The following is a 21,800-nucleotide window of genomic DNA, read 5'->3' as shown; positions in this document are numbered from 1 at the left end:
CAGCAAAGAGTGGGAAGGGGATGGGTGGAACGGAAGGGGGAGCGGGTGGAGGCGGCCAGCAGAAATCGGGGACGGTAAAGACAACGCGGAATTTGCTGCTTTTACGGGCGATTTTATTGACGGCCATTGGGTGCTCCTGTTGGGGGGATGGGGTCGTCTGAAAAATTGGCTACAATCGGTTGATAATCAGACGGTCTTTTAGTTGTTTACGCGAGTGCCGCAAGAGAAGGCGGTATCGGGATAAATTTGTCTTGTGAAGTATGGCATGCAACTGCGGCTGCGATTTGTTCTGCCCGTTCATGTCGAGCAATAAACCTGAGTTGACATGCAGAAATTTCCAGCTCTTCTGCAAAAGAAGTCCGGTATGTACAGTCGATGCGGCGTTGTTCTACATCAACGAGTACGGTATCCAACACCATGTCTTTACACAAAGACATATTAGATGCGGTATGGGCATGTACAAATACAGTCTCTACCGGTAGTTCGACAGTAAAGTACTGATTGGGCGCTTGAAAGGAATGTACCATGCCGGTAAATCCTAGTGTATAGATATGGTTAGGCTTTAGATGTGGCAATTGAAGGGAAGGATGAGCACCGTTCCAATAAGCCATAGAAAAATCTTTTGGTAATAAAGGTGCACGGTTAGCTATCCATTCTGCATCGGCAGTACCTGAATGTTGTGCCCGTTGCGCAAAATAACGGGGCATAAAGCCAAATCCTTCAGGAGCAACATTTTCAGCAGGATCTCGTACCGGATGGCTTGGGTCATAAATCTGGTGAGCCTTTAATATCCTTTTGAACCCATTTTGTTTGAGTTGGGATTTGGGATAATAACCAATACCGACAGGATTTTGCTGATGCCCCTCATGATCGTCTTCAACTGCACTACCGCCAAAGGCAAATTCATAGCGGATGGGCAAGGAGAGAATAGGATCTGGTTCGCTTAGAGACCATCCGGCTATCTCTCTTACCCAGTAGCGCTCGCCAGTAAGAGCCAGACTTTTTTGGTAATCGCCAACACTCACCGCTACAGCAAGTTGCCGAGCGGGAGTGTCATCATGTGCATAGGCGATTGCATTGACCACTAAATCAGTTTTAGGTTTATAAAGGCAGAAGTCGCTTTCAAACTGAGTTGAAGTTTGAGATGGTTCACCGTAAAAAGTATCTGCAAATGTAAGAGGCGTCTGCGTTTGGGCAAACTTAAGTACGGTTTTTCCAGTTACAGGATCGATTTCAAACTCATAACTGACTTTAGCAACTACGACATCATATGTTCGATCTAACTGGTCGATGTTTTTAAATTGCTGCGTATGAAAGCAGGTAAAGTTCTCCAATTCGAACATTTATATACCTTTTCTTCTAGTTGATATCGACTTTTTTACCATCCATATCTACTACATTAGTGCCAACGATCTTAACTTTTTTACTAACGATAGAGATTTTATTTTTATCTATTACAATCATTGAGTTGCCTACTTGAAGGGTAATTTTGCTCCCAGCAGATAAGGTAATTTTATTGCCGGCATTAAGGCCAATATTTAAACCTGCATTAAGTCCCATAACTAGGCCAACGCTATGCATTTCGGCACCAACAACGTTGGTCATCCAACCACCTCCGACGTTTAGCATATAGCCAGCGCCAATGTTGGTCATTTGTCCGATACCAACGTTGCTCATACCATTTAGGCTGACGGTTTCCTGCTTATTGCCACCAATGCTGCTTACCTCGTTGGATACAATGGTTTTGTTACGATTGGCACCAACGGTCAATGCTTGATTTTTGCCGATAGAAACGTTTTGATCCAAGCCTACGGTTAAAGCCTGATTTTTTCCGATGCCAATGTTTTCATCGAGGCCAACAGAATGGGTTCGATTTTTAGCGACAGAAACACTCTGATCTTTACCCACAGAAGTACTTTGGTTTTGGCCAACACTAATGCTTTGGTTTTGGGTAATACTGGAAGTTTCGTTTTGGCCGACTGATTTGGTACGGTTTTGGGTAATTGAGGCAGTTTCGTTTTTTTGAACGGTTTTAGCTCGATCACCTACTACTGTTACAGTTTCATTATTACCAATTGTAGTGGTTCGGTCGTTGTTGACGTTACGGGTTTCATTATTCTTAACAAGTGAGGTCAAGTCTTTCTGTGCCTGGAAGTTGACCATTTCAGACCCAGCAGTATCATTGAACATCAGTTCGTTAAAGTTGGCTAATGGAGAGTTAAAACTTTTACTCTTGATACCGGATTGCTTAGCTGCAGCAGGAAATCCCCATGGTGGCGACATTGCGCTGTTATACAGACGGCCTAATACAATGGGTCGATCAGCATCGCCATTAATAAAATCAACCAGTACTTCTTCGCCAATGCGTGGTGTATTAATAGAGCCATAGCCAGCACCAGCAGAGCCCTGAGTTACTCGTACCCAGTTGGAACTGTTTTCATCCATTTTTCCATAGCGATCCCAGTGGAACTGGACTTTAATATCGCCATATTCATTGGTGTAGACCTCTTCACCTGCAGGTCCTGTTACCGTAGCTGCTTGTGTCCCTAAAACTTTTGGCTTGGGAGTTTTAAGAGGAGGGCGGTATGGATAAGATTTAGGTAATACGCGGAATGAAATTCTAAATTTGCCAATACGGTCTCCAGACGTATAGCCTGCCTCTTCGAAATCATAATCAGCTTTTAAAATAGTATATTCGGTATTAGAAGATGCATGAGGGTGTTTGCTCAGGATAAACGTATAACCTGGAGCAAGTGTCAGTGCAGTGCCTGAGCCAGTAATAATCTTGGTTTGGCTTTTCAAATCTTCACTACGAACCTGACTGTAATTTTGTGCTTCTGCCACATCACTAAAACCTGTGTAGAAGTCATAGTGTTCCATAGATACCGAATTAAAGTCATGAACTGAGTCTGAAGACATCATCGGTACTTTAGCATTTTTATAATTGTATTCTCGAGTAACAAATTGACTAGATTTTAAAGCATCTCGTTCTTCCCAAATATCAATATAGGCGATATTTGGTGCCCCTGGTGCAGTATTTCGAGAGTGGTAGGGGATGTTAGGGGATGAAATAGCTTCTAAAACACCGACATCATCAGTAATAACCAGCTCATGTGAACCGTTACTGTGGGCAAAATAATAGTAGATACCTTCTTGTTCAAATAGGCGGTTTAAGAAATCAAAGCTATTTTCTTGATATTGAACACAAAAGCCTCTTGTTCGATACCCTTTTTGACATTTTATCTGGTATGGGAATCCGAATGGTGCTAAGACTTCATTAGCGATATCTAATACGGACTTATCAACGAAAACCCTGCTGTCTGTATTTTGAGTGAGGTACCACATGAATGGGCGAGTGGTACAAGTATAGGCATGATAACCTTCCTCGTCCTCATCTTCTCCAATATAACCGAAATCGGTAACCAGACCATTTAGGTAACGAGGACTGCTTGCTTCAGTATCAATTTCCAATGTTACAAACTGACCAATAATATCTTTGCCTTGTAAATTTGGGTTTGGGGAGACCAATGTAATATTGAACTCAAACAGATTTGAAACGGATTCTGTTCCAAGCATTTTTTTGAATAATAGTTGTGATCCCAAAGGCGTATGAGCAACGATAGTTCTATTCATTTCGGGAAACTCCTTGTCAATCTTAAACCAATATTCCGGTTAGAAGTATTTTTATCCTATATTTTAAATAGGGATAAAATATGTGGAAGTGATATTTTAGATAATATTATTTACATCTCTATTGAAACTTTTAAATACACTGAAAATTCCGTAATTTACTTAAATTAAATGGATTAAAGGCAGTAGAAGTAGTAAATTCAAGTATAAGATTTTTTCCTTTAATATTGTATTCGACAACAGTGGTATTTCCTGTTTGGCGAATAATTTTACCTTTTTCAATAAGGCGGAAGATTGACCACGGCCCAGTTGAACTAATACCTGCGCTGTTGATTTGGGGAGATGAGATATCTATTTTAGCTAAAGCATTTTCACTCTTGGATGGCCAAGTAAAGGTTACAGGATTTACAGGACCATGGCTGTATACATAGCTCTTACCTGCATATGAAATATTTACACTTTCTAAACTGGTATCAAGAATTAAAACTTTAATTGAAAAGTCGAATGTAGGAGTTTCTGATCCTTTATCAAAATACCCTTGTCGAATGTCTGCTATATCATTTAGCTTTGCAAAACGATCTTTAAACGCATCATTTTTAGCAGTTAAAGTTTCCAGTTTTTCTGAGCGTGCCAATACGGCAGCTTCACCAGTCAAGTTGGTAAATTTACTGTAGATACCATTGGGACCAAATATACTGGTGAAACTCTCTAATGCGACATTGTCCTCCGATCCTTTATCGAAAGGGTATCCTTGTTGATGTATTTCTTGACAACTATTAGTCAATGTGGCCATTTGTTTTTCTAAAGTAGATAAAATTTTTTCATCAACAATTTTGTTAGTGTTTTTCAGAATAATTTCAGAAAAGTTATCTAACATTTGGCGAAAGGGAGGTGGCAGTCTATTTACTTCAGCCTTGTATTTTACGAAAGGATCATCAGGTGGTAAGTCCACTCCTTTTTCTACAGCAACATTAACGGCAACTAAATAAACATATAAATCATTTATAGCTTCTGTAACGTTATTAATAGCTGGAGGTTGATCATTAGTGGTTTCAGTTAATATATGGAAATCTGCAAAAGCATCATCGACTGGAGTTGCTTGTTTTAAAGCAGCTAATTCATTCTTTACATTATTCCCCTCTTCACTCTCTAAGAGTTTCGAGAGTCCCGCTCTATTTAACCAATCAGTAATTTTGCTTCCAGCTTTTTCTGTTATTCGTTTGTCAATAGTTAAAGTCGTATTATCACTAATTCCTTTAATAATATTGACTAAAGGTGAGTTCTTTTCAGATAGCAGCTTAGCAATTTGAGTACTCTCTCGTGATGACTTTGGTGTTACTAATGACAAATCAGATAAATAACTATTCCAAACTTTGATGTAATTACTGAAATAGATTCTTTGGGCATCAGAAAGGACAGATGCCTTGCTTTGACTTAAAGAAGCATAGTCACCTAATACCCAGTTGTCTTCATTAAAAAACTGCTCTGCAGATTTAACCATAGCAGGCAAAACTTTAGTAATGTAGGCTTCTTTGGTATAAATAAAGTTAATAGGTTCTTTCAGAGTTCCACCAGTCTTACGTCGGAATAACAAGTGACTTTGCACTCCACCCATACTTGAAAAGGATACAGGTGTAACTCCTCCCTTTCCAGAGAGAGTAACTGTATTTATGGTATCTTCTAATACCATGGTTGCAATGTCTCTTTGCGCAATTTCCTGTCTACGACGTTCTACTAATTCTTCATCATAGGGAACGCTTGGTGTAATGCTTTGTTTTGAAAGAATCTGATTCAGAGCTTTTTCAACAGATTTTTTTTGTTGGTCACTCATACCTGATGATTCTGTTTTAGACAAATTGGACATTAACCAGTTTTGCATAAAAGCAGCATCAAAATGTTCTTTGTGGAACATCATAAGATAAGCTTTTAATGCATCATAGCTATTAATATTGTTGGAGCCATTAGCTGTGCGTAGAAGTTCATCCAACTTATAGCTGATTAATGGCATTACGTTGTCTTGAAGAATTCTATAATAGGCTGACTCCCCAACATCTTTCATTTGGCTGCCTTGATAAAGGCCAATACGATAGCTGAGCGGAGGGGATAATAAATCTGGAATTTCTTTACTGGTAGTTGTATCTCTAACTTGTTCAGCAAATGTTACAGCCTTAAGTAAATCAGGGCCGTCTGTATATTTTTTTACATCTGAAGCTAAGTCAGTTGCTTTTTTATCAACCTGTTCAAGATATGATTGGTTATTGGAGTAACTATTCAACATCATTGTCAAACATGCGATTACTACAGTTGCAATAGCTCCAATACCTAGCCAATACAAGATTTGTTTTTTGACAAACCAAGATTTATTCTCACCAGCCAAATTTGCCTCGCTTAAAATAACGTCAGCAAATAGTCTATTTAAGAAAAAGCTATGTTCGTTATTCTGAGTAGAGGCCTGGTTTGAATCCAAGTATTTTTTAGATAATTGGAAATCACTTTGCAAACCTTCCAGTATAGGGTTGAGATGTTGTCCTGTTTGAGTTGAGCTTGAAAAATAAACACCTCTCCATGCGATAGGTTGCTCAAATTTTGAAGATTTAGACAGTTCTTTAAATAGGGAAAGTACGGCCTGATTAAGACGCTCGAACTCCTCAGGGAATGCAAAAGCCGCAGCCTTGTCTTCAGTGGATTCTAATTGGTGAACAGTACCCAACATAGAGGAGCGTAATTTATCTACAATATCTGCTAAGGCATTAGAAGCAGTAGCGATAGGGGTTTCCATTCCTTCTGTATTAGATAGAGGAATCCCTAAATATTGATTTCTTTGTTCTTCAGTTAGATGGTTAAAGAATTCATTAAAACCATGCAATAAATCTAATTTGGTTATCATAAGATAAACTGGAAAATGTATACCTAATTTAGTATGCATTTCATGGATTCTTTTACGCAGTTCTACTGAGATTTCTGTTATATTGGTTTTTCCGCCCAATAAATCATCTACGCCTACAGTAACCAATACTCCGTTTATTGGCTGTTTAGGTCGGTAACGTTGTAGCAGCGTTACAAATTCTTCCCAGTCACTAGAATCTTTACTGCTATGATTGTCATGTAAAGATAATCTACCAGCTGTATCGAGAAATACTATTTCATCCGATAGGAACCAATCACAATCTCGTGTACCTGCTAGGCCACTTACAGATGTCCCCAAAGTGCTCTCTAAGGGGAAGTTAAGGCCAGAACGTTTGAGTGCAGTCGTTTTACCAGATCCTGCTGCCCCTAGGACAACATACCATGGCATTTGATAGAGGTATTGACCTTCTTCTAGTCTAGCCAACAAACTGTTTTTAGATTTAGAAAATTTAGCATTCTTTAATACTTTGTCCATTTCAGCAAACTGGCGGCTCATAGAGCTAACATCATTTGCACTTTTTAAAATAGGTTCTTGGGCTGCTCGAATTTCTTTCAATAAAGCAGCGTTTCGTCGGGATTCACGATATTGGCGAAATACAGCTTTAGCCAACCAAATACCAATAATAGTGGCACACACTGCAAAACGAATAGTTTTGCTTACTAAGGGGCGAACTTCACCTATGGAGATTAATGGGCCAATAAACCATACTAATATAATTAGGCCAGTAATACCCAACATCACCCATAAAGAGCGAGAACCTAGAAAATAAATAATTTTTTTCATGTCTATTTTTTCCGTATCAATCTAAAATAGATTATTGTGTGTTTGCACTACCGTTTTGTTAAGGATTGGAGGTATTGTTTTTTATTTCGACTGTGCTACCTAGTTTGGGTCCAGTTTCTGTAGTAAATAATGTAATTTCAACCCTTCGGTTTTTAGCCCTGTTCTCCAAAGTATCGTTTGGTGCTACAGGATCGGTTGAGCCTCGCCCTTCAGAACGGATGCGTGTTCCACCATTTTTAACGTAATTCAATAAAATTTCTTTTACTGCATCTGCCCGAGCCTGTGATAAATGCCAGTTGGATGGAAAATTTAAGCTCTGAATTGGCTGATTGTCAGTGTATCCCGTAACAATAATTTGTCCTTCCACACTATCTAAGGCTTGGCTAACCGCAGCCAAAACAGGATAATATTGGTCTTGAATTTGTGCAGAGCCGGATTCAAATAAGCCATCACCTAAAATAGTAACAGTGCTTCTGTCTTGAAAATCTTCCACAGATACTAATTTTCTAGCAATCTCATTTTCCAATAAAGGCCGTAGTCGGACTGTTTTTTGTGTATCCTGTTGTTTGGTGATTACTGAAGGGAGTTTGAGGCTGTTTACTTTTGTACTGGCTGTATTGAATTTATCTCCTAATGACCATTGCATTGTAAAATAGCCTACACCTAATGCAACAGCTCCTAATACGCCTACTACCCATAAAGGAATAGCAAGCCTGCGTTTCCTTTGAATATTATTTGTAATAATCGGGTTATGTTTAAAAAGATTAGCAGTTTGGTCAGGTCGTTTACTGTGAATTAAGGCAAGTAGGTCCCTTTTAATTTTATCGATCTCAAGCTCCCCATTGTTTAGAACCTGGTACTTACCTTTGTAACCAAATTGTAGGCATAAATACATAAACTCCAATAAATCAATATTCTTATCAGAATCTTGTTTCAAATTTTGAATGATTTCAAAAAAACGTTCTCCACCCCAAGTTTCATCGTAAAAAGATACTAATAAGCTATTCTTTGACCAAGTTTCATCAGCCCAGCCTGCACGGACTGCTAATTCATCTACAAATGTACAAAGACAGTATTTTGCAGCCTGAATGGCATCATATTTAGCTCCATTTTTTTCAGCATTCTCTTCAAAATTATTAATTAAGAGAGAGAATTTATTAATTAGGCTGTCAGTAGATAATTGACTAGTAGTTTGCTGCATAGAGTTAGCCAAGATAAGAACAGGTTTAGCAGCTTCAATTAAAGGGTTATAAACATTTACTGCGTTGTTTGCAGTATTATTCTGGTTATTCATAATGAAATTCCAAATTAAATCAAATTAACTTAAAGACTTAATCGCCCAAAATTCAACATCTAAATTAGGGAAATTACCAGCCAAATGGAAAGCCATACCTGAGGAAGTATCAAACATATCCCATAATTCATGTTTTTTATCTAATTCAAAATAAACATAACCACTATGGTATGGTAATTCTCTTGGTGCCACGGATAACGCATGAACTTTAATTCCAGGTAAATGGTAAGCAACCAATTCCTTAACTTTTTCTACAGTACCTATTTTTACTACACTTGGAATTTTTTGGCGTAAGGCTTCGTTAGGCATATCAGCTTTGATGGCTAGGACAAATGAAGCTTTATCCAGTAAGCTTTGATCAGGAGTTTGGGCGACTCGGGTTGCTTCATCACGCAAATCTAATGGAATTCTAATTGCTCTTTGTTCAAGTACAATAGACAGTGATTTGCGCAAGTTAAAAAATAATTTACCAAAACATGATGCTAGATCATTGTGTTCATAAATAGGAACATCTCCTACCTTGCGTGAAGGAAGGAAAGTCATTAAATCAGCACATAATTTTGATAAGTTGACAAATAATTGTTCTGGATGAGTTTGACGAGCGCCTTCATTTTCATGATGCAAATAAGCCAGATACCGATTGATGGTCTGAAGCATCATAAAGTCCATTACTTCAACAGAACCTCCGGTATTCGGGTCGTTTACAGCGTTAGCTAGACTATTGCTTTTTTGCATTAATAAGCCATATATTTCTGAAATGTAAGCTTTTAGGTGTTGTTGCTTTTGGCTTCCTAGGGAAGGTGGAATATATGATTCGTCTAGAATGATTTCAAAGTCTGCTGAACTGGATCGGATAACTGCAATAGGAAGGGCAGTTTGATTGCTAGTTAAATCATTTTCTAAAATCAATGTAGGATTAAGATCTGCTAGTGTAATTTGGCGACCGTCTAATTCGGAGTTTGTTGTATCTGCAAGGGTTTTCTCAAATGCTTTATATCGGTAAGAGTGAGCAGAATTTTGATTTAGAAAGTCAATCTCATTATTGACAGAGGATGGCAGAGTAATGGCTAAGCAAACTTTGGTATCTTTTATGTTTGCAGGTACTTTTAAGCTTAAATTTTCAAGTTGTTTTTGGGAAAACACAAATATAGAACCATCAGGAAAAATACCTTCTGCTTCACGAATACCAAGAACACCATGTTTGAGGCCGTCTGAATCCAGTACTAAAGATGAAAATCCCCAAAAATAACCTTCTTTAGAAACAGCTAGTTGACGTAATCCAGACTCAAGATAACGTTCAAATTGCTGGAAATGCTGTGGGGTAATAAAGATTCCCTCCGACCAAACTACTTTTGCTTCAATTGCCATGCATTCAACCTCAAATTATTTATATATAAGTATTTATTCCTCGCGGAAAATGCCTTTGCTCAGATCACTATTATTCTTACGAGTTTTCCCATTTTCTTTGATAGTCGGATCATCAGGATGGCGCTCTTTATATTCTTTTAGCATTTCTTGCATCTCTGATTTCGATAATTGATATAATTCATTTTTCCCAATATTCACGTAGAAATAGTGTTTCCCAAACTGATACCATCGTTGTTTTTGTTTTAATAAAATTAATCTCCATTGACTATTATCCAAATCACGATAACTGGCAACAACACCTAGGTATTTCAGATGAGAATCCATCTTGATAGGTAATACAGAAACCGTATCAGGGTGTAACATGAATTGGTTTTGTTGAATTAATTTGTCTCCTAAAGTTTCTTTAGCATTATTAGTAAGATCAAAATAGTTTGCTTTTTTAAATTCACCATCAGATGACAGTTGATATAAATCCAATCTTATGGGGGAAGGTTGATCAACTAAATTTGGATTGACATCGGGAGAAACTATGATTTGTACATCAATTTTTTCTCCACTTTCGTCAGATTCTTTTGGTGGTTTATGGTTGGATGCGCATGCGCTTACCATCAAAGATATCATTGCAAATGATATATATTTTATCAGTTTTCCATGCATTTTGGTTACCTAGGTACATCAATAGTGATTGTATTTAATGATAGAAATTTTAAATTAATCGACAGCCTAGATTTTAGGAACTAGTTGGTCTATGACTGTCGATCGAAATACTAAGATTTCTTATTTTACTTAGAATTATAAAGTATTTTTCTTTCTAAGTTTATATTTATATTGGTAATTGAAGTCATGATTGCTTGCGTCGATATTTACGCTCAAAACTTGTTTCCCCTGTGTTGCGCAGGTAAGTAGTTCTTGGCTGATTTGTGGTAGAACCGTATTGGTAAGAATCGCATCGATCATGCGGCCACCTGATTCAACTTCTGTACAACGTGAAGTGATTAGTTTTAACACTTCAGGGGTATAGTGTAGGTCGATGCCATGATTATCTTTAATGCGTTTTACGATACGGTCTAATTGCAATTCAACAATTTTTGAGAGCATATCATCGGATAGCGGATAGTAAGGAATAACTTGCATCCGGCCTAATAAAGCAGCTGGGAAAGTTTTCAGCAGGGGAGTACGCAGGGCTTTAGTTAGGCCTTCTGGAGTAGGCAACATTTCGGGATCATCACACATATCCATAATTAAATCTGTACCAACGTTGGTGGTAAGAATGATAATGGTGTTTTTAAAGTCGATATAGCGGCCCTCGCCATCTTCCATCCAGCCTTTGTCGAATACTTGGAAAAAGATTTCATGAACATCTGGATGTGCTTTTTCTACTTCATCGAGTAAGACAACACTGTAAGGTTTACGACGTACAGCTTCAGTCAATACGCCACCTTCACCATAGCCGACATAACCTGGAGGAGCTCCTTTCAAAGTGGATACAGTATGAGCTTCTTGATATTCACTCATGTTGATGGTAATCACGTTTTGTTCACCACCATATAATGTATCGGCTAGAGCCAGTGCAGTTTCGGTTTTACCCACGCCGGAAGGGCCAGCAAGCATGAAAACACCAATAGGCTTGTTGGGATTGTCTAGATTGGCGCGTGAAGTTTGAATACGGCGGGCAATCGCATCCAAACCGTGGCGTTGGCCGATGATGCGCTTATTTAAGGTATCAGCAAGCTGTAATACAGCCTCAACCTCGTCTTTCATCATTTTTCCGACAGGAATTCCAGTCCAGTCTGCTACAACGTCAGCAACCGTACGACTGTCTACTAACGGCATAACCAAAGGTTGGACGCCTTGCAGTTTTTTCAATTTAGTAACCAGTTCTTTTTGGCGGGTACGCAACTGTTTATTTTCTTCATCGGTTGTTTCTTGTTCAACCTGCATGATTTGTTCACGTACAGCCAATAGCTCGGCAACTAAGTCTGCTTCAGATTTCCATCTGTCTTCTAATTTTTTCAGACGGCCTTCAACCTCAGTTAATTCTTTACCAATATTTGTGATTCTAGCTTCAGAATCAAAACTGAGTTTTTTCTCACGTTCTAAATTTGCTTGCTCAAGTTTTAATGCTTCTGACTTCTTGCGTAGATATTCAATGCTTCCAGGTACAGCATGTTGGCTGACTGCAACACGTGCGCAGGCAGTATCAATCAGGCCTACAGCTTTATCGGGGAGCTGACGTGCTGGAATATAGCGGTGAGAAAGTTTTACAGCAGCCTGGATTGCTTCATCAAGAATAATCACTTTATGGTGTTTTTCTAGAGAAGCATTCAATGCCCTAAGCATGTTGATGGCTTTTTCTTCATCGGGTTCATCTACTTGTACAACTTGGAAGCGACGAGTTAGGGCAGGATCTTTTTCAAAATATTTTTTGTATTCTGCCCATGTGGTTGCACCAATAGTACGAAGTTTGCCACGAGCTAATGCAGGTTTGAGTAAGTTGGCAGCATCACCAGTACCGACAGCTCCACCGGCACCAATTAAAGTATGGATTTCGTCGATGAATAGCACGATTGGGGTTGGGCTGGATTCTACTTCATCCATAACTGCTCTGAGGCGTGATTCAAATTCTCCGCTAACACTGGCACCAGCTTTGAGCAAACCGATATCCAATAGAATTAATTGAACGTCTTTCAACCCAGGCGGAACATCTCCGGCAGCTAAACGTAATGCCAAAGCTTCAACCACAGCAGTCTTACCAACACCGGCTTCACCTGTAAGAATCGGGTTGTTTTGACGGCGACGCATTAGGATGTCAATCATTTGTCTGATTTCAGTGTCACGGCCTGTGATTGGATCTATTTCGCCATTTTTAGCCTTTTCGGTAAGATTGCTGCCGTATTTAGCTAAGGCACTTTCTTTGTGGGTAGCATTAGGCTCGGAAGATAAGGCATTCTGGGTAACATCAAGATTCTCTTCAGAGTTAGCAGTAATAGCAATAATATTGTTTGCCAATGTCTCCGGTTTGATTTTCAGGAACTCAGATGAAATATTGGCCAGAATACCCTGTAAAGTCTTATTTTGCAGCATGGTATAGAAAATATGAGCTGTACGGATTTTGTCTGTACCAAATTTTAGTGAACTGTATGTCCAAGTTTGTTCGACAAGGGTTTGGATATGTTCGGAGAAGTCAATAACGGCAGTAGCACCAACAGGTAATTTTTCTACTGCAGCCAATACATCTTTTCGTGCTTTGACTTCATCTAAGTTAAACTGATTTATCAGGCAGAAGATATCTGTTTTTTCAGTTTGAAGTAGAGAGTGTAGCCAGTGTACTAATTCAACATAGCTGTTTTCTCGAAGACGACAGAAGGTATAGGCATTTTCCAAAGTTTTATACAAAGTAGTATTTAACTTACCAAATAATACGCTGCGGCTGATGTTTGACATAAGACGTCCTTAGTTAAATTATTTCAAATATGTCCAAAAATAGTTTTCTAAAGCTTTTATCGACGATGGCCGTCTGAAAAGCCGATTAATGATTGCTGACAATCAAGTCTTCTGCGTCTCGGGAAACATTTCCCAGCCAAGTTGATAAGCCGAGTTGAGTGTTCCCTCCTAAATCCATCAGTGGAACTTCTTTTTGCATCAGAATAGGTTGAATGTCCCATTCATATTCTTCTGCGGCAAATAAACGAACCCATTCTCGTAAACGGGCTGTATTAATACCGTCTTTAAAGAATGATTGGTAGGCTGGTAAGGTAAGTGGGCCAATAATAATCCGAAATTTACTTTGCACATCATAGAGTTTGTCACCTAGTAGTAAACCATCACCAAGTGTGTAGTTACCCATAATCCCAATTTGCGTTTTCTCTTCTTCAACCTTAACCCAGTACCCCACGTTAGTTTGAATGTTAACGGGAACTTGGAAATAGCGAGTGAGCAGTTGTTGCAGGTTGACTGCAGATCGGCTTTGTTTTATCAATAGACCGGAAAAATAACGTTTGGCAAATTCGTGAATTAAGCCTTTGTTATGTGTGGTCGGAATGTTAAGGCCGTTAAAACTGGCAATATATTTTCCGAAGCGGTCTTCAGCATTTTTATCTAAAGATGTAATGCTTTGGGCATTAGCCCATGCTCGATAGAATAAGATAGCCAGACGGTGTTGCAACATATTTGCAAAACCTGCCCATGCCCGGTCACCGTGTTGATGTTGGCGTTCATAAGCATACTCGGTTAAATGTAGAGGTAGTGGGCCAGATGGGCCAAACAGACCAAATCCATTAATGGAAATTTCTACATAATGTGGTGATAAGGTTACCGATTGGAGATTGCGTGGGGCAAAAGTAAGCGAAGGATTTTGGTGGATCCTTATTTTCTCCATTTTGGGGCTAATAGCTTTGCCTAATATTTGCCCACCAGTAATAAATTTAACGGACTCAAGCTGGCGCAAGAGTGAAAAATAATCATACTTATACGGCTGAGAGGAAACTTTATTTAAAAAGACTGTAAGTTTTTCATCCCAAGCATTGTCTAATGAGTCACCAAAATCTGTTTTAGGGTTGACTGGACTCATATAATCATTCTCTCTCCAATTTCAGACGGCCAAGTAGCAATATGACCTTGCTGGAGCGTGTCAATTCTCAGTTGTACAAATGAGTTAATAGACACCAAACGTCGGAAATAATGGTTTAAAACTGATCCAAATAGGAAAGGATGGACGCCGCCTAATTGAGCTTCGTCTAGTGTAATAGTAATGTTGATTCCTCTGATAGGGGCTGCAACTCCATAATGACGGACTACTTTGTTAATAATTGAGGTTTCAACTCGTGTAATTGATTCAATCTGTTTTTTCAGTAAATCGCTTTCAGAAGAAACAAATACTGTTAAAAGCTCTTTCAAAGCAACAGGCGCATCTTCTTTATCAGTATTCAAGAGCGATAGGTAATTTAAGCTCAATTGATTTAAAAATGACCAAAGTGTCCTATCTTCACTTACTGCTTCTTGAGGCCTTGTTAATTTAGAAATCAGTTTAATTGATTTGACTGGCAAAAATCCCTCAATAAGAAAGTCAGATTCTCCGTCTCGAGGCATGATTAGAGGCAAATCTCTGCTTGTACACCAAGTATCGACAGAAAGGTGTTGTATGTTTGAATTAAAGGCGTAATTCTGATTATTAGCAAGAGATAAAAATACCTCACTACCTAAATAGGAAGAGCGAAAACCATTTTTAGCTGAGTTTTCGGATGGTACTCTATCAGCACGACGAGCAGAAAAATAAGCATGTTGAGTTTGGGACTCAGGAAAGAGTCCTATATCCGGTGCTTTGTACATTGGTGAAAATACTACGGTTTGAAGGTTGTTGGTATCAAAGCCTTTTACTTGCTCGATAGCGTAGACTTCATAATTCAGGGGCTGGGTACGGTCGATAACGACATGGTACTCCTGATCTTGAATATTTACCGGAAAGCGTGAGCTTTTTTTTCTGAATAAGTTGACGACTGGTACGGCATTTACAGAGAAATCATCTACACCGATCAGCTCAGTTAATTCAGGTATTTTATTACTGAATAAAAATGAAAGACTAAAATAGCGTTTACGATAAGTAATAATTTTTTTATTGACTCCCTTATCGTTTACGATTTCCTCTAAATGTTCAGGTACTTTAGGTAAGTGTCCTTTTTTTTCGGCTTGTTGGACGGCTTGTTTAATATTTTTTTGAGAAATAAATAGAAACTTTTCCGGTAGGCGTGAATACTCCTGCATAATTCGGAATGCACTCACCGATTTATCTAAATTAAATGATAAGGCTTCATCTTCTCGAAAACCACGATGTTCTGGTGTAGTAGGTAATGGGTAATACCATTGTTTTGGATTTTCGTAACTGTGGCAAACAACACCCACGCATTCAGAAGCCAATAGAAACAGCAATGAAGATGATTTGGAAAGCTCTGTACCCAAAAATATAGATAATTCATCTGGCAACATCTCTGAACATGTACCTGGTACGCTCAATGAAAAATCCAAACGCAAGGCAGATTGTACTTTCTTACCAGAGGATTGTTTGAGTGCAGGGAGTGCGTTTGGTAAATAACCTATTGAGTCAGTATATTTGGCTTTTTCAATACGAAGTGGCAGAATTTCAGTAGTTTTAGTTACAGAAAATGGACAACTTACTCTAAATTCATCAATAGGCAGAGACCTTAATATTTTTCCTCGTTCCAGTAGATTGATCACATCAGCGTTATATTGATTAGTAGGCTCTAGATTGACAATAGCTGCAGCCGGTTTTTGATTGATGAAGTCAGGATAAACAACTTCTAAGATTCTTTGGACAAAACGAGGATACTCCGCATCCAGTTTAAGTTGGGTGCGTGCAGTAAGAAAACTTACCCCTTCCAAGAGTCTTTCAACATAGGGGTCAGGAATATCAGTTGTATCTAAAGCTAATCTTGAGGCTATCTTAGGATATTGGGCTGCAAACTCTTTACCCATTTCCTTTAGAAAAGTTAGCTCTTTGTTGTAGTAAGACAGTAATTTATTATTCAAGCCCCATTTCCCCCATCTAATAAGTCAAACAATCCTGTTTCAACATCCATGCTGGTTCGGAGCAAGAATTCTTTAGGATAAGGATTGAGTTTCAGGTAACCTTTGATTTCAATAATGAGTTTATTGTGTAAAGCATCGTCATCATCGTCTGAGGTATTTACGATCACTTGTAGAGTCTTATTTTCAAGACGCGGTTCAAAATCGATGATGGCTTGTTTGATATTCTGTTCCACATCTTGCCATTCAATATCGGAAAAATTAATACCAGAAAGGGGAGGGATACCATAATTTAATGTAGAAGAGCGTACATTTTCAGTTAGGTCAATCCCCATAGTTTCTGCTTGCATGTTGCATGTATTCAGTAGATAAAGAATATCACGCAGTACTGCTTGCCGATATTGATCAAGATTAATGACCTGATCGGAGCGTGCCTCTTTTTTTCTGCGTGGCTCTTCATCTGTTAGTCTGTCAAATAAAGAGGGTAACAGTTGATTTTTGAATTGCGACATGTTTAATTGTTGGGTTTGAAAGATGGATAGATTTTAATGATTTTGTTCAAATCTAATATTACAAATATCTAAAAGGCCAAAATCATGGTTGTCGGTATACAAAGTTTTTTGACCAACCCCTGTAAAGAGTTGCTCTGCTATTTCTATCCAGTCAGTTTGTGAACATTTCATTAGTAGATCTGACCATGCTGTTTCTTCACCAGGCATAACAGCATAACGAGCAGGGCTGGTACATTGAATACATTCACCATTAGTAAATTTGATTTCAGACGGCCTCCAAATGATGTCCAGTAAGGAACTTGGTGTCTTGAAAGAAATATTTTCAATAGAATTCCATGTTTGCCAGTAGTAGTGACCTTGATAGAAATATTCATAAACGAAGGCGGTACGTACGTCTCCATCCATAATCCAGTCACTATCAATCTCGGAAACTGATTTATCTGCTAAAAGGTAAGTAATATGTACGGGCGAGCCTTCTATATTCTCAGATAGCACAGTATAATCATCGACAAGGGCTTTATTTTTCTGTTCTGAAACATGGGCAACTAAAGAGAGTTGCTTTTGAAGAATATCAAGTTTGCTTGCGTGTTGTTCTAGTGTTTTTGGTTTTTGTTGGGCTTCCAAAACTGCCTGACGCCGCATTTCAGCAGAAATATTTTCAATAAGATAAAGCATTAAAGGTTTTTGGGTATGAGGAAACAGTTTTTGATATTGTCCAATCTGTTTTAAAGCCTGTTCCCATTTTGCGCACAGACACTGATATTGAATCAGTGCTAAACGATGTTCTTGATTGTCAGGATTTGAACGTACAAGCTCAATCATCTCTGATAATTTAGTCTTCAAATCCATTTCAATGATCCCTTATTTAATTTATAAAGATGAATAATAGAAGTTAAAAACAAGATTAATTTTTCAGTTAAGTAGTGCCGTCTGAAAAGTGAAAACATTTATATATAAAGCCTGACTTAAAAACGCCTTTTAAGTCAGGCTTTTTTAATTAAATCTACATATCAATTATGCAGATTTGTTTTCTTTGATATTGAAGGCCATTTGAACTTCAGCACCTTTAGAACCTTTATCGGTTTGTTCCCAATATTGGTTTTTCACTTTTGCAGCTTGGAATGAATAACGCATTTTCAGAGCATCATTGTCTTGTACGCCAATGAATTTCACACCGGTCACTAAGACATCTTCTAATGTAGTGCGTGAGTATTCAATTTGTTCACCACCAGCTTTACATACAGAAATTTCTACTTTGCTCAAGTGTTGGCCAGTAGCGCAGTTTTTCAAAATGGTTGGAGCTGCTTTATCGATAGCAGCAACTACGGTCAAGTCATTGAAATTGACTTTACCGGCACCACCGCCACCACCGCTAGTCATTGAACCAGGTTGCTCTGCACCCCAGTCAAAACTTTCGATGTTAGTCCAGTCTTTGTGGTTAGAATCTTTTGATTCGCCATTTACACCTTCAACTTTCATGAACATATCAATAGCCATTTTTTACTCTCCTAGTTAAAAAATACAAGCGATTTAACAACAGGGCACTAAATATACCCAACTAAATAAACTAAGCCTGACTATTCTTGTTTAGTCGAAGGCAATTTGGAAACCAAGCGTAGAGAAACGGTAAGCCCCTCAAGTTGATAATGAGGACGCAGGAAGAACTTAGAAGTGTAGTATCCTGGATTATCTTCTACTTCTTCTACAACTACCTCTGCAGCAGCTAATGGTTTGCGTGCTTTCGTTTCTTGCGTAGAGTTGGCAGGGTCTCCATCTACATAATTCATAATCCATTCGTTCAACCAGCGTTCCATGTCATCACGTTCGCGGAATGAGCCAACTTTGTCACGAACAATACATTTTAAGTAGTGTGCGAAACGGCAGCATGCGAATAAATAAGGCAAGCGAGCAGATAAACGTGCATTGGCGGTAGCATCTGGATCATAATATTCAGATGGTTTATGCAAAGATTGCGCACCGATAAATGCAGCTAAATCCGTGTTCTTGCGATGAATTAATGGCATAAAGCCCAATGCAGCCAATTCTGCCTCTCGGCGGTCGCTAATGGCGATTTCTGTTGGGCATTTCATGTCTACACCACCATCATCGGTTGGGAATGTGTGGCAGGGAAGATTTTCAACGATACCGCCTGATTCCACACCGCGAATAGCGGTACACCAACCATAGTATTTAAATGAGCGATTAATATTTACTGCCATTGCATAAGCAGCATTGGCCCAAGTATATTTATTGTGATCTGCACCTTCTGTTTCCTCTTCGAAGTCAAATTCGTCTACAGGATTTGTTGTGGCACCATAAGGCAGGCGAGACAGGAAACGAGGCAGGGCTAAACCGATATAACGTGAATCTTCGGATTCACGCAGGCTTCGCCATGGAGCATATTCGGCATTTTGGAAAATTTTACTTAAGTCGCGCGGATTAGCTAATTCTTGCCAAGACTCCATTTGCATTAATTTGGGAGATGCACCAGCAATAAATGGACAGTGTGCAGCCGCTGCAATCTTCTCAAGACTATTGAGCATTTCTACATCAGGGGCAGAGTGATCAAAATAATAGTCACCTACTAAGCAACCAAAGGGTTCACCGCCAAATTGGCCGTATTCTTCCTCATAAATACGTTTAAAGAGTGGGCTTTGATCCCAAGCCGTACCTTTAAAGCGTTTTAAATTACGAGCAACTTCCTTTTTGGAAATAGGTAATACTTTGATTTTCAGTAAAGTATCTGTTTCGGTATTGGTCACTAAATGATGCAGGCCGCGCCATTCACCTTCAAGCTTTTGAAAGTCCTCATGATGCAAGATCAAGTTGATTTGTTCAGAAAGCTTTCTGTCAATTTCGGCAATAATTGCTTCAATGGTTTGATAGGTATCATCTGAAATGGTGACGACATTTTGTAAGGCTTGCTGAGCCAATGTTGCGACTGCATTAGTTACAGCGCTTTTAGCTTCTTCCGTTTTAGGTTTGAATTCTTTTTGAAGCAGCTGTTCAAATTCATTGGTTGCAAACACATGTTGCGAACTGCCATTTTCTAGGGTATCTAATTGTTTTTCAGCCATGATTTACTTTCACTTCTAGTTTTATTAGAGACTATTGTTCATTTTTGGATGTTGATTTGGGCGCGGCTGCAAGACTTTTTAGTAATTCGCTGTCTCCTAAGACTTTTCCAATTAGTTCTTCAGCCCCACTTTTACCATCCATATATGAGAGTAAATTAGACAGTTCTGTACGTGCCTGTAAAAGCTCATTTAGAGGTGCTACTTTTTTAGCTATCGCAGCCGGTGAGAAGTCATCCATGCTTTCCAATTCGAGTTCTACATTCAAATTCCCTTCACCTGTCAATGTATTTTTTACGTTGAAGGCGACACGAGGTTTAAGGGCTTTCATGCGTTCGTCGAAATTGTCTACATCAATTTCTAAGAATTTTCGTTCGGCCAAGTCAGGCAGTGGCTCGACAGGTTTACCAACCAAATCTGCCATAACACCCATAACGAAAGGCAGTTCAATCTTTTTCTCTGAGCCATACAACTCTACGTCATATTCAATTTGCACGCGAGGAGCTCGATTGCGGGCAATAAACTTTTGACCTGATGATTTATTTCGTGACATGGTTATAACCTTAGGATAATTAATAATGTTGTATATCTAAAAGATATTTACGAAATTGTGGATGAGGTTTACTAATTTTAGGAATTTGCTGTATCTTCATCTGGTTTGCCAATTAAAACTTCTAAATTGACAATACTTTCTGGGCTAATATCTTTCATGATGTCATAAAAGTTCATATTCATTTGTCGTTGCACTCTGCGGATAAACAGTGGTGCAGGGTGGCTGGGCTCAAGAGTTTCAAAATAAATGCAGATTTTCTCTAAAGCCAGATCAACATCAGCGCGATTTTTAATATTCAGACGGCGCCATGCATCAGCCTCTTGAATAGATTGTTCTTGCGTAATAGCCAAGCTGTTAGTTTCAGAGGGTAACTCAGGCTGTTCTGTCTGCTGTACTGAGGGAGTGCTCCCATCATTATAGTTGATGGCTTTGTGAATTAGGGTAAGGGGTTTCTGAATAACATCAAAATCAAGTGAGTGTTCATCCTGTAAATTAGACGAGAAAATGCGTTGGATGTCTTTCAGACAGTCCAATGCTTGAATTAATGCAGTTAATTCAGGTTTCCCTGTATCGGCATTTACTCTAATATCGAGCATTAGCCGCTCTTTACCTCCTGGATAATTTTGTGAATCATTTCCTTGTAGTATGGAAACAGCTTCTTTGACAGTAATTGGTTGTTGAGTTAACCCATTTATCAATAATTTAGATGCAAGAATCTCTTTGATGATGCCATCAAGTGTAGTAAAGGAGCTAAGGGCATTGATCCTGTAAAAGGGATCAAATTCACCGTCTTCATCTTCAAGTTTGGGGTAAATGGATTCCCAATATAAGTCTATATTAGCTCTAATTGCTTCGCAGCCAGCGTAGAACCCTACGAGTCCATGTTTGGCAGTAAGAGCTTGTGCATAATAAGCCAAGACATGTAAATCTTTAGACTCGGCTAGCAATTGATTGCACAACTTTTCTACTGTTGCCCAGTCGGCCTCTTCTGCCGGAATAATCGTGTCACCATATTGTTGTTCTGGTTTGCCTTCAGCTACGCTTTGTAGTTCTAAAAAGCGGCTATCGTATTCGATATTTACACCTTCGGGACTGTCGATAGAGATAGGCTCGTCCCATCGAGGAAATGTGTTCATCT

15 protein-coding genes are annotated in these 21,800 nt (G+C 38.8%); all 15 read right to left on the bottom strand.

All coding sequences use genetic code 11. The features are described 5' to 3' along the window. Positions 1-206: 206 nt before the first annotated feature. On the bottom strand, positions 207-1,343 hold the full coding sequence (locus ACTHUE_RS00665) for a DUF2169 family type VI secretion system accessory protein (protein WP_004520030.1): 1,137 nt from the start codon (positions 1,341-1,343) through the stop codon (positions 207-209). Positions 1,344-1,359: 16 nt separating this feature from the next. Continuing rightward, positions 1,360-3,633 (bottom strand): type VI secretion system Vgr family protein, encoded by a 2,274-nt coding sequence (locus ACTHUE_RS00660; protein ID WP_004520031.1) that lies wholly within the window; start codon positions 3,631-3,633, stop codon positions 1,360-1,362. 130 nt (positions 3,634-3,763) lie between these two features. Beyond that, complete coding sequence (gene tssM, locus ACTHUE_RS00655) at positions 3,764-7,321, bottom strand: type VI secretion system membrane subunit TssM (protein WP_049343522.1); 3,558 nt, start codon at positions 7,319-7,321, stop codon at positions 3,764-3,766. A 58-nt stretch (positions 7,322-7,379) separates the two neighbouring features. Next, positions 7,380-8,615, bottom strand: coding sequence for a type VI secretion system protein TssL, long form (tssL, locus tag ACTHUE_RS00650; protein WP_004520033.1), 1,236 nt, complete (start codon positions 8,613-8,615; stop codon positions 7,380-7,382). Between the two features lie 24 nt (positions 8,616-8,639). Further along, a complete protein-coding gene (tssK, locus tag ACTHUE_RS00645) occupies positions 8,640-9,983 on the bottom strand; it encodes a type VI secretion system baseplate subunit TssK (protein WP_049337057.1) in 1,344 nt (447 codons plus the stop codon). A 33-nt stretch (positions 9,984-10,016) separates the two neighbouring features. Beyond that, complete coding sequence (tssJ, locus tag ACTHUE_RS00640; RefSeq protein WP_004520036.1) at positions 10,017-10,640, bottom strand: type VI secretion system lipoprotein TssJ; 624 nt, start codon at positions 10,638-10,640, stop codon at positions 10,017-10,019. Positions 10,641-10,775: 135 nt separating this feature from the next. Beyond that, positions 10,776-13,427, bottom strand: coding sequence for a type VI secretion system ATPase TssH (tssH, locus tag ACTHUE_RS00635; protein ID WP_004520037.1), 2,652 nt, complete (start codon positions 13,425-13,427; stop codon positions 10,776-10,778). 85 nt (positions 13,428-13,512) lie between these two features. After that, positions 13,513-14,553, bottom strand: a complete 1,041-nt coding sequence (gene tssG / locus ACTHUE_RS00630; RefSeq protein ID WP_004520038.1) for a type VI secretion system baseplate subunit TssG — start codon at positions 14,551-14,553, stop codon at positions 13,513-13,515. Further along, positions 14,550-16,526, bottom strand: coding sequence for a type VI secretion system baseplate subunit TssF (locus ACTHUE_RS00625; protein WP_049337059.1), 1,977 nt, complete (start codon positions 16,524-16,526; stop codon positions 14,550-14,552). The genes tssG and ACTHUE_RS00625 overlap by 4 nt, the downstream gene beginning before the upstream one ends. Next, positions 16,523-17,035, bottom strand: a complete 513-nt coding sequence (gene tssE, locus ACTHUE_RS00620; RefSeq protein ID WP_004520041.1) for a type VI secretion system baseplate subunit TssE — start codon at positions 17,033-17,035, stop codon at positions 16,523-16,525. Before tssE ends, ACTHUE_RS00625 begins: the two co-directional genes overlap by 4 nt. 33 nt (positions 17,036-17,068) lie before the next feature. Further along, positions 17,069-17,884: a type VI secretion system accessory protein TagJ gene (locus tag ACTHUE_RS00615; RefSeq protein WP_004520042.1), complete on the bottom strand. Its 816-nt coding sequence runs from the start codon at positions 17,882-17,884 to the stop codon at positions 17,069-17,071. Positions 17,885-18,049: 165 nt separating this feature from the next. Further along, positions 18,050-18,532 (bottom strand): Hcp family type VI secretion system effector, encoded by a 483-nt coding sequence (locus ACTHUE_RS00610; protein ID WP_003761730.1) that lies wholly within the window; start codon positions 18,530-18,532, stop codon positions 18,050-18,052. An 80-nt stretch (positions 18,533-18,612) separates the two neighbouring features. Next, positions 18,613-20,112: a type VI secretion system contractile sheath large subunit gene (gene tssC / locus ACTHUE_RS00605; RefSeq protein WP_004520043.1), complete on the bottom strand. Its 1,500-nt coding sequence runs from the start codon at positions 20,110-20,112 to the stop codon at positions 18,613-18,615. Positions 20,113-20,143: 31 nt separating this feature from the next. Further along, positions 20,144-20,662, bottom strand: a complete 519-nt coding sequence (gene tssB / locus ACTHUE_RS00600; protein WP_004520044.1) for a type VI secretion system contractile sheath small subunit — start codon at positions 20,660-20,662, stop codon at positions 20,144-20,146. Between the two features lie 77 nt (positions 20,663-20,739). Continuing rightward, positions 20,740-21,798, bottom strand: a complete 1,059-nt coding sequence (tssA, locus tag ACTHUE_RS00595) for a type VI secretion system protein TssA (protein WP_049337063.1) — start codon at positions 21,796-21,798, stop codon at positions 20,740-20,742. Positions 21,799-21,800 lie beyond the last annotated feature (2 nt).

The sequence above is a fragment of the Neisseria sp. P0021.S005 genome (assembly GCF_051956955.1).
This window is presented reverse-complemented; position numbering and strand designations above follow the sequence as displayed.